Source organism: Aliihoeflea sp. 2WW, from assembly GCF_000497755.1.
Lineage (GTDB): Bacteria > Pseudomonadota > Alphaproteobacteria > Rhizobiales > Rhizobiaceae > Aliihoeflea.
The window spans coordinates 113,663-123,557 of sequence record NZ_AYOD01000044.1 but is presented as its reverse complement, the minus strand read 5'-3'; the positions used below and the strand labels follow the sequence as shown (position 1 = coordinate 123,557).

At 65.3% G+C, this 9,895-nt stretch carries 7 protein-coding genes and 1 pseudogene; 1 reads left to right on the top strand and 7 read right to left on the bottom strand.

Annotated features, from left to right (window positions below):
• Positions 1-52 precede the first annotated feature (52 nt).
• Complete coding sequence (locus ALII_RS0117770) at positions 53-1,429, bottom strand: aspartate aminotransferase family protein (RefSeq protein WP_024588574.1); 1,377 nt, start codon at positions 1,427-1,429, stop codon at positions 53-55.
• Between the two features lie 91 nt (positions 1,430-1,520).
• On the opposite strand from ALII_RS0117770, the gene ALII_RS0117765 reads away from it, so the two are divergent.
• Positions 1,521-1,994 (top strand): GNAT family N-acetyltransferase, encoded by a 474-nt coding sequence (locus ALII_RS0117765; protein ID WP_024588573.1) that lies wholly within the window; start codon positions 1,521-1,523, stop codon positions 1,992-1,994.
• Here ALII_RS0117765 and ALII_RS0117760 read toward each other — a convergent pair whose 3' ends face one another.
• The 6 genes and pseudogenes from ALII_RS0117760 to ALII_RS21365 all read right to left on the bottom strand — a co-directional run bounded on the left by ALII_RS0117760 (position 1,995) and on the right by ALII_RS21365 (position 9,797).
• Positions 1,995-2,972, bottom strand: a complete 978-nt coding sequence (locus ALII_RS0117760; protein WP_024588572.1) for a WD40 repeat domain-containing protein — start codon at positions 2,970-2,972, stop codon at positions 1,995-1,997.
• Positions 2,973-3,161: 189 nt separating this feature from the next.
• Positions 3,162-6,035, bottom strand: a complete 2,874-nt coding sequence (gene fdhF, locus ALII_RS0117755; RefSeq protein WP_024588571.1) for a formate dehydrogenase subunit alpha — start codon at positions 6,033-6,035, stop codon at positions 3,162-3,164.
• Between the two features lie 9 nt (positions 6,036-6,044).
• Complete coding sequence (locus tag ALII_RS0117750; RefSeq protein ID WP_024588570.1) at positions 6,045-7,601, bottom strand: NADH-quinone oxidoreductase subunit NuoF; 1,557 nt, start codon at positions 7,599-7,601, stop codon at positions 6,045-6,047.
• A 163-nt stretch (positions 7,602-7,764) separates the two neighbouring features.
• A complete protein-coding gene (locus ALII_RS0117740; RefSeq protein ID WP_024588569.1) occupies positions 7,765-8,244 on the bottom strand; it encodes a formate dehydrogenase subunit gamma in 480 nt (159 codons plus the stop codon).
• A 126-nt stretch (positions 8,245-8,370) separates the two neighbouring features.
• Entirely contained in the window at positions 8,371-9,270 is a 900-nt protein-coding gene (locus tag ALII_RS0117735; protein ID WP_024588568.1) for a LysR family transcriptional regulator, read from the bottom strand.
• A gap of 38 nt (positions 9,271-9,308) precedes the next feature.
• Positions 9,309-9,797 (bottom strand): annotated as a pseudogene (locus ALII_RS21365) (VOC family protein).
• Positions 9,798-9,895: the final 98 nt, after the last annotated feature.

Below are 9,895 nucleotides of genomic sequence, written 5' to 3'. Positions count from 1 at the left end.
GCGGGGGAGATGTCCGGCAGGACAGAGGGGGGCAACGTAGAGCTCGAACATCTCAGGCAATCGGCTCTCCCAGGATCTCCCCAAACGCCGCCACCAGCCCATCCACCTGCCGCTTCCGCGTCGTCGGCGAGATCAGCATCATGTTGTGAAACGGTGCGATGAGGCAGCCGCGGTTGATGAGAGCGAGGTGGATCGCGGCTTCGAGTTCCGGCTGATGCGCGGCTTCCGCCTCGCCGCCGTTTCTCAGCGGCCCCGGTGCGCAGACGAACTCGACGCGTGCGCCGACGCGGGCGACGTGCCAGGGCAGGCGATGTTTCGCTATCGCCTTGCTCAGCCCTTTTTCCAGTCGCGCGGCCAGCTTTTCCATGTGATCATACGCCGCTTGCGTCATCACCTCTTCCAGCGTCGCGCGCATTGCGGCGAACTGGAGGGGGTTGGCGGAAAGCGTCGTGCCCATGCCCGAATAGCCGGGCTCCTTCGCCGCCTGATAGGTCGCCCAGCGCGCCGCGACGGCGGCGCTCATGCCCCAGACGCTGGCTGGAACGCCGCCGGCAACCGGTTTGCCGAGGACGAAGAGGTCGGGCTCCAGGCCATGCGCTGCGGTGTAGCCGCCGCGCGCGGTGGAGATGGTGTGCGTCTCGTCGATCAATAGCAGCGTGCCCGCCTTGCGCGTGGCTTCGCGGAGCGCGGAATGGAAGCCTTCGTCCGGCAGCACCATGCAGGAATTGGTCAGAACCGGCTCAGTGATGACGCAAGCGACGTCGCCATGCGCGAGTTCTCGCTCCAGCGCCGCGACGTCGTTGAACTCAACGATTCGCGTCGCGTTCGTCAGGTCGCGGAATTCGCCGGCGAGGCCTGGGCGGTTGACGGGCTTTCTGTCCTTCAGCCGCACCATCGTCTCGTCGACCGCGCCATGGTAGCAGCCGTTGAAGACGAGAATCTTGTCGCGTCCGGTCACAGCCCGGGCGACGCGCAGCGCGAAGCGATTGGCGTCGCTCGCCGTCGTCGCGATCTGCCAGAAGGGCAGGCCGAACATGTCCGTCAGGAGGCTACCCAGTTCGAGCGCGTCCTCGCTCGGCAGCATGTAGGTGAGGCCCCGCCGCGCCTGCCGGCGGATCGCGCGCGCGACCGGGACTGGCGAATGGCCGAACATCGAGCCGGTGTCGCCGAGGCAGAAATCGTCGAGCGTATGGCCGTCGATGTCGGTCAGCGTCGCGCCCGTCGCCTTGTCGACGACCATCGGAAACGGCATCGGCCAGTCGGCCATCCAGTGCATCGGCACGCCGCCGAGGAACCCGGTCAGGCCGTGTCCGGCGGCCTTCTGCGATCTCGGCCGCGCCTTGGCGAAGGCGCGCTCCTCGCGCGCCCGCAATTCGCGAATGCGCGCGGCGTCGATGCCACCTATCGCCTGCGAGACCTGTCCGTCCATCAGATGTGCTCCAATCGCCGCCGGTTCTAGCGCGGGCGATCTCCTGCGGCAATCGCTTGACGCGGCGGGGCGAAGCGGACACAGGGTCGGCATGACGACGCTCGATCCGATCACGCCCGCCCTTCTCGCACCCGTGCTCGAACTGAACCGGCTGCACGAGAACGAATTGTCGCCGCTGACGGATGCGAGGCTCGCCCAGCTCGTCAATGCTTCCTATTTCGCGCGCGTCTGCGGCAACGGGGATGCGTTCATCATCGTCTTCGACGAGACGAGCGACTACGACAGCCCCAACTTCCTATGGTTTCGCGAGCGCTATGCGCGCTTTGCCTATGTCGACCGCATCGCCGTCGCCGATCACGCGCGGGGGCGGGGGCTGGCGCGCCGGCTTTACGCAGCGCTGTTCGCGCGGGCCGCGGCGGACGGACACACGATGATCGCCTGCGAGGTCAATCTCGACCCGCCGAACCCGGCCTCCGACGCGTTTCACGCCGCGCTCGGATTTCGGGCGGTCGGCACCGGCGGTTATGGCGCGAAGACGGTTCGCTACTTCGTCAGGGAACTCTGATCAGCCCGAAACGTCGATGACGCCGCACTCGCCGGTCTCGGCGCCGAAGGCGATACGGCGGCCCTCGCGATCCCAGTCCATCGAGGTGATCGCGCCCTTGCCCGGCCGGCGCAAAAGCACCTCCTTGGCATCAGCCACGCGCACGACCATGACCATGCCGTCGCCATAGCCGATGGCGAGGATTTCCTCGGTCGGATGGAAGGCGACGGCGGTGGCCATCGTGTCGCCGCGCGTGCCGAGTTCGAGCGGCGCCTTGCCCATCGGGCCGTCCTTGGTCTGGAAAGGCCACACGATCGCCGCCGGCGCACCGGAGCTTGCCAGCCACTTGCCCTTCGGCCCCCATGACATGCTCTTCACCTTTGCCGGATAGCCCGACATGCGCATGTGCTTGCCATCGGCGAGCTTCCAGCCGTGGAGCGCGTTTTCCTGCATGGCGGTGACGAGGAAATTGCCGTCAGGCGAGAAGGTGACGCCGATATGCGCGCCCGCCCATTCGAGCTCGGCCGGCTTGCCGGCGGTCGCCGGAAAATGCAGCGTCGCGCCATTGTAGCGCGCGACCGCGATGCGCATTCCTTTCGGCGCAAAGGCGAGGCCTTCGGCGGTGCGCGGATGGTCGAAACTTTTCACCGTCCCGTCCGGCAGCCGCACATGGGCGGTCCGGCTCGTCGCGAAGGCGACCGCATTGCGCGGGCCGGCGGCGATGGCCGAGACCCATTTGCGGCCGATCTCGGCGAGGGTTTCCGTCGTGCCATCGGTGCCGAGCGAGAGCACCTTGCCGTCTTCGCCGCCGGTCAGGAGGCGGTCACGCGTTTCGTTGGCGACGGCGCACAAGAGCCCGCCTTCATGGGCGTCTAGGTGCTTGTGACCGTGGTCGAGGCGGTGAACGGTGCCGTCGGCGAGCGCGAAATGCGGGATTTCGGAGATGAAGGAGGCGGTGATGCAGTGGGCGGTGAGATCGAGGGGGGCGACTGTGGGCATGGGTTAGGATGCCTCGACCAATCGGCATGGGCTGCGATCCTTCGCGCCCCCCTCTGCCCTGCCGGGCATCTCCCCCGCGGGTGGGGAGATTAGTCTCGTCATCGACACCGCGTGATCTCCCCCCTTGAGGGGGAGATGGCCGGCGGGGGTGAGATCGACGAGCATGACCTTATCCGCTCCCCGCCCGGCCTACTCCGCCGCCTCCAGCGGCCTTGCGATCCGCCGTGACTGCCGCGCCTGGTCCTGGTAGTCCACCTGCCAGTCGGAAGGACCGTTCGATGGCGTCACCTGAACCGCCGTGACCTTGTATTCCGGACAGTTCGTCGCCCAATCGGAGAAGTCGGTCGTGATGACGTTGGCCTGCGTGTTCGGGTGGTGGAAGGTCGTGTAGACCACGCCCGGCGCGACGCGCTCGGTGATCAGCGAGCGCAGCGTCGTCTCGCCCGCGCGGCTTGCGAGCCGCACCCAGTCCCCGTCGCGAAGGCCACGCTGTTCGGCGTCGTGCGGATGGATTTCCAGGCGGTCCTCGTCGTGCCAGACGACGTTTTCCGTGCGACGCGTCTGCGCGCCGACATTGTACTGCGACAGGATGCGCCCGGTCGTGAGAAGCAGCGGGAAGCGCGGTCCAGTCTTCTCGTCGGTCGCGACATATTCGGTGCGGATGAATTTGCCCTTGCCACGCACGAAGCCATCGATGTGCATGATCGGCGTCCCGAGAGGCGACTTCTCGTTACAGGGCCACTGAACCGAGCCCATATTGTCCAGATATTCGTAGGAAACGAGCTGGAAGGAGGGCGTGGTTCTGGCGATCTCGTCCATGATCGCCGAGGGGTGCGCGTAGTTCCAGTCGAGCCCCATCGCCTGGGCGAGCTTTTGCGTCACCTCCCAGTCGGCAAGCCCGTTCTTCGGCGCCATCACTTTGCGCACCCGGTTGATGCGGCGCTCGGCATTGGTGAAGGTCCCGTCCTTTTCGAGGAAGGTCGAGCCCGGCAGGAAGACGTGGGCGTAGTTCGCCGTCTCGTTGAGGAACAGGTCGTGCACGACGACGCACTCCATGGCAGCAAGACCTGCGGAGACATGGCTTGTGTCCGGGTCGGACTGGAGAATGTCCTCGCCCTGGATGTAGATGCCCTTGAACGTTCCTTCGACCGCTGCATCGAGCATGTTGGGGATGCGCAGGCCGGGTTCGTTGTCGAGCTTGGTGCCCCAAAGGCTTTCATAGATGTCGCGAACGGCATCGCCCGAAATGTGCCGGTAGCCCGGCAATTCGTGCGGGAACGAGCCCATGTCGCATGCGCCCTGCACGTTGTTCTGCCCGCGCAGCGGATTCACGCCGACACCAGGCCGGCCGATATTGCCGGTCGCCATGGCAAGGTTGGCGATCGCCATCACCGTGGTCGAGCCTTGGGAATGTTCGGTGACGCCGAGCCCGTAGTAGATCGCGCCGTTTCCGCCCCTGGCGTAAAGACGCGCGGCCCCCCGAATTTCCTCCGGGTCGATGCCTGCGAGCGCGCCGACGGTTTCCGGCGAGTTCTGTTCCTCGGCGACGAAGGCTGCCCAGTCTTCGAATTCCGACCAGTCGCAGCGTTCGCGGATGAACGCCTCGTCGAACAACCCTTCGGTGACGATGACATGGGCCAGCGCGGTCAGGACCGCGACATTGGTGCCGGGCTTAAGGGGCAAATGGTGCTGCGCCTCGATATGGGCGGAACGCACGATGTCCGTGCGGCGCGGATCGAGCACGATCAGCTTTGCGCCCTGGCGCAGGCGTTTCTTCAGCCGCGAGGCGAAGACGGGATGACCGTCGGTCGGGTTGGCGCCGATGATCATCACGACGTCCGTCTGTTCGACGCTATCGAAATCCTGCGTGCCGGCAGAGGTGCCGTAGGTCTGGCCAAGCCCATAGCCTGTCGGCGAGTGGCAGACGCGCGCGCAGGTATCGACATTGTTGTTGCCGAAGCCCTGCCGGATCAGCTTCTGGACGAGATAGGTCTCCTCGTTGGTGCAGCGCGAGGAGGTGATGCCGCCGATCGCGCCCTTGCCGTACTGGTACTGGATGCGGCGGAATTCCTTCGCGATATGGGCGAATGCTTCATCCCACGTCACCTCCCGCCACGGATCGCTGATCTTCTCGCGAACCATCGGATTGAGGATGCGATCCTTGTGGTTGGAGTACCCGTAGGCAAAGCGGCCCTTGACACAGGAATGCCCGCGATTGGCCTTGCCGTCCTTCCACGGCACCATGCGGATCAGGTCCTCGCCCTGCATTTCCGCCTTGAACGAGCAGCCGACACCGCAATAGGCGCAGGTCGTGACGACCGAGCTCGTCGGCATGCCCTTTTCAAGCACGGATTTTTCGCGCAGCGCATCGGTCGGGCAGGCTTGCACGCAGGCGCCGCAGGAAACGCATTCGGATTCAAGAAAATTGGTCGGCCCCGCCGCAATGCGCGAGTCGAAGCCGCGCCCCTCGACGGTAAGCGCGAAGGTGCCTTGCACTTCCTCGCAGGCCCTGACGCAGCGCGAGCAAACGATGCACTGCGCCGGGTCATACGCGAAGTAGGGGTTGGAGGTATCGCGCGCGATATAGTCGATGTTGAGGGAGCCATTGCCGGGTGCCACATGGTTGCGGCCCTCATGGCCATAGCGGTTTTCTGTGAGGCCGACGGTCTTCAGGACGGCATCGAATTCGCTGCCGCCGAGCCCGGAATTTGCGTCCCAGCCGAGCGGATGATCCGAAACGTAAAGCTCCATGACGCCGCGCCGGATCGCGCCCAGCCGGTCCGATTGCGTCCGTACGGAAATGCCTTCCGCGACAGGCGTCGTGCAGGAGGCCGGCGTGCCGCCCCGGCCCTCGATCTCGATGACGCACACGCGGCAGGACCCGAAGGAATCCAGCATGTCGGTCGCGCATAGCTTCGGGATTTCGGTGCCCAGTTCCATCGCCGCGCGCATGATCGACGTGCCTTCCGGCACGGTGACCGAGCGGCCGTCGATCGTCAGCGTGACGTGCTTTTCGGACTTCGCGGCGGGTGTGCCGTAGTCGACTTCGTGAACGAGACCCATCTGGTTCTCCTATTCGGCTGCGACCGCGACTTCACGCGGCTTGAAATCATCTGGAAAATGCGTGATGGCGCTCATCACCGGATAGGGCGTGAAGCCACCCAGCGCGCAGAGCGAACCGAATTTCATCGTGTTGCAAAGGTCGGAGACGAGCGCGAGGTTTGCCTCCGGCTCGATGCCGGCTCCGATCCTGTCCAGCGTCTCGACCCCGCGCGTCGAGCCGATCCGGCACGGCGTGCACTTGCCGCAGGATTCCACCGCGCAGAACTCCATAGCGAAGCGCGCCTGGGAGAGCATGTCGGCGCTGTCGTCGAAAACGACGATGCCGGCATGGCCGATCAGCCCGTCCTTTGCGGCGAACGCTTCGTAGTCGAACGGCGTGTCGAACAGCGCACGCGGGAAATAGGCGCCGAGAGGTCCGCCGACCTGCACCGCCTTGACCGGGCGACCCGAAGCCGTCCCTCCGCCGATCTCGTCGACGATCTCGCCCAGCGTCATACCGAACGCGGCTTCGAACAGCCCGCCATGCTTGACGTTGCCGGCGATCTGGATCGGGATGGTGCCGCGCGAGCGGCCCATGCCGAAATCCTTGTAGTGCGCCGCGCCCTTGTCGAGGATGATCGGCACGGAAGCGAGCGAAATGACGTTGTTGACGACGGTCGGCTTGCCGAAGAGCCCCTGCAGCGCAGGGAGCGGCGGCTTGGCGCGCACCACGCCCCGCTTGCCTTCCAGCGAATTCAACAGCGAGGTTTCCTCGCCGCACACATAGGCGCCAGCGCCGACGCGCACTTCCATGTCGAACGCATGCGCAGAGCCGAGCACGCGCGGCCCGAGGACGCCCGCGCCGCGCGCGACGTCGATCGCCGCGTTCATGGTCGCAACGGCGTGCGGATATTCCGAGCGGATATAGATGTAGCCCTTGGTCGCGCCCGTCGCGATGCCGGCGATCGCCATGCCCTCGATGAGCACGAACGGGTCGCCCTCCATGATCATCCGGTCGGCAAAGGTGCCCGAGTCGCCCTCATCGGCATTGCAGACGATATATTTCCGTTCGCCCGGCGCATCGTGGACGGTTTTCCATTTGATACCGGTCGGAAAACCCGCCCCGCCGCGGCCGCGCAGGCCGGATTCGGTCACGGTCGCGACGATGTCGAGCGGCGCCATCGCGACGGCCTTCTCGAGCCCGGCGAGGCCGCCAAGAGCGCGATAGTCGTCGAGCGCCACGGGATCGATGATGCCGCAGCGCGCGAATGTGAGGCGCGTCTGGCGGGCGAGAAACGGAATCTCCTCCGGCTTGCCGAGCGACTTTTCATGCTTGCCGCCAACAAGCAAATTGGCGTCGAACAGCGAAGCGACGTCGGACGGACGCACCGGGCCATAGGCGACACGGCCATTCCCTGTCTCCACCTCGACCATCGGCTCCAGCCAGTAGAGCCCGCGCGAACCCGTGCGCACGATCTTCGCATCGATCCCGCGCGCGGCAAGCTCGGCCTCAACCGCCTTTGCGACCTTATCGGCCCCGAGCGCCAGCGCTCCGGAATCGCGGGGAATGTATATAATCGCGGTCATCCGAACGCCTCCCAACCGGCATTACCCCCCTCTGGCCTGCCGGCCATCTCCCCCTCAAGGGGGGAGATTAGTCTCGTCGTCGACACCGCGTGATCTCCCCCCTTGAGGGGGAGATGGCCGGCAGGCCAGAGGGGGGTGTGCAGCGCGAAAAAAGTCGCCGACATCATGCCCGCACCTCTACCGCGATCTCTTCGATCCGCTCGGCATCGAGCCGGCCGATCACCTCGCCATCGACCATGGCGGAGGGCGCGCAGGCGCAAAGGCCGAGGCAATAGACGGGCTCGAGCGTCACCGCGCCGTCGGCCGACGTCTCGTGGAAGCCGATACCGAGCAGCACCTGCAGCTTTGCCGCCAGCGCATCGCCGCCCATCGACTGGCAGGCTTCCGCGCGGCACAGCTTGACGACATGGCGGCCGGCAGGGGCGCGGCGGTAGTCGTGATAGAAAGTCACGACGCCATGCACTTCGGCATTGGAGATGTTGAGCGCGTCGGCGATCACCGGCAGGGCGTCCTGCGGCACGAAGCCGAATTCATCCTGAATGCCATGCAGGATCGGCAGCAGCGGACCCTCCAGCCCCTGATGCTCTGCGATGATGGCAGCGGTCCTCGCTGCGATCTGGGTACTTGCCTGCTGCATCGTCACGCAGCGCCCTCCCTGATCAAGGCATATGTGCGATTTCGATCAAGCCGCAGAAATGCCACGGAATCAATAAAGCTGAATCGTCGATTGATAGAGAAAATCTATCAAACGCCCTCATTCGACATTAGGTCAGCGCTCGGCGTCGAAGTCGCCTGCGAGCGTCATCGCCTCGTCCAGAAGCGCCGCGACGAGCGGCGTGTGCGGCTGCCGGTCGGCCGCCACGAGACCGACCAGATGACTTGCGTCGGGCTCGACAATGGGGATCGCGCGGATCGGCTCTGCGAAGCCGAAGGTCTCGGCAAGGTTGAGCGGCATGATCGACGACCATTTGCCGGTGCGGATATGCGAAAACAGCACGATCATCGAGTTCGATTCCAGCGTCGGCCGGGCGACGCTGCCTGCCTCGGCCAGATGCTGGTCGATGATGCGCCGGTTCTGCATGTCGGGCGTCAATAGGCAGAGCGGCAGGTCGGCGACTTCGGCCCAGGTGACCGAACGGCGGTCGGCAAATTCGGTGCCGGCGGCGGTGATGAGCTGGTAGCGCTCCGAATAAAGCGGCACCGAAACGACGCGGCCAAGCGGCTCGTTGTCGAGATAGGTGATGCCGACATCGATGTCGAAATTGCCGAGCAGCGAGAGGACCTCGATCGAAGTGCGCGACAGGACGGAGAAAGTGACGCCTGGATGATGCTCGCGAAATGGCGTCGTCAGCCGCGGGATCATGGCGAGCGCCGTTGGAATGGCGGCGATTCGGATGCGCCCCGAAAGGCCATGCCGCGCCGCGCGCATCTCCTCCTTCATGGTCCGCGCGTCGCCGGTGATCCGCCGGGCCCAGACGAGCACCTGCTCGCCTTCTGCGGTCAGTCCCTGGAAGCGCGAGCCGCGCTTGACCAGCATCACGCCGAGCTGGTCCTCCAGCGCCTTGATCGCGGCCGAAAGGGTCGGCTGGGTGATGCCGAGCTCCTCGGCAGCACGGCCGAAATGCTGCGCCCGTGCAAGCGCGATGAAGAATTCCAGCCTGTCGATCATGGCCGGACCCTATCGCGCGCGACGCTGCCGCGAAAGCCTCAGCCGCGCGCGGCTGCTTCGAGCGCCGCAACGTCGAGCTTGATCATCTTCATCATTGCGGCCGTGACCCGCGCGGCCTTCGCGCGGTCCGGGGCAGCCATCAGGCGCGGCAGGATTTCGGGCACGATCTGCCACGAAAAACCATAGCGATCCTTGACCCATCCACACTGCACCTCCTGTCCCCCGTCAGCGGAAAGCTTGTTCCAGTATTCGTCGACCTCCGCCTGGTCCTTGCACAGGATCTGGAACGAAACGCTATCCGAGCGCGCTGCGCCCGGATGCGGACCGCCATTGAGGCAGACGAAGCCGTGGCCCTCAATCCGGAATTCGGCGGTCAGCACCTGACCTTCCTTGGTATGCGGCTCGCCGCCGCCCGGTGCCTTGAGAACATCGCCGATCTACGTGTTGCGAAAGACCGACGCGTAAAAGCGCGCCGCCTCCTCGGCCTCGGTCTCGAACCAGAGCCATGTGGTCAGCTTTTCCTGCATGACGAACTCCTTCCTTGATGTCGTTCGCGCAAAGGACGCACGCGCCGCTTCGGTGCCGACATCGAGCGTGCGAAAAACTTCGCCGCTTGGTTCGCGGC

What these genes read in the sequence shown, in the direction of transcription:
- ALII_RS0117770 (WP_024588574.1), bottom strand. Translation starts at nt 1,429, where the DNA reads ATGGACGGACAGGTCTCGCAGGCGATAGGTGGCATCGACGCCGCGCGC.
- ALII_RS0117765 (WP_024588573.1), top strand. Translation starts at nt 1,521, where the DNA reads ATGACGACGCTCGATCCGATCACGCCCGCCCTTCTCGCACCCGTGCTC.
- ALII_RS0117760 (WP_024588572.1), bottom strand. Translation starts at nt 2,972, where the DNA reads ATGCCCACAGTCGCCCCCCTCGATCTCACCGCCCACTGCATCACCGCC.
- fdhF (WP_024588571.1), bottom strand. Translation starts at nt 6,035, where the DNA reads ATGGGTCTCGTTCACGAAGTCGACTACGGCACACCCGCCGCGAAGTCC.
- ALII_RS0117750 (WP_024588570.1), bottom strand. Translation starts at nt 7,601, where the DNA reads ATGACCGCGATTATATACATTCCCCGCGATTCCGGAGCGCTGGCGCTC.
- ALII_RS0117735 (WP_024588568.1), bottom strand. Translation starts at nt 9,270, where the DNA reads ATGATCGACAGGCTGGAATTCTTCATCGCGCTTGCACGGGCGCAGCAT.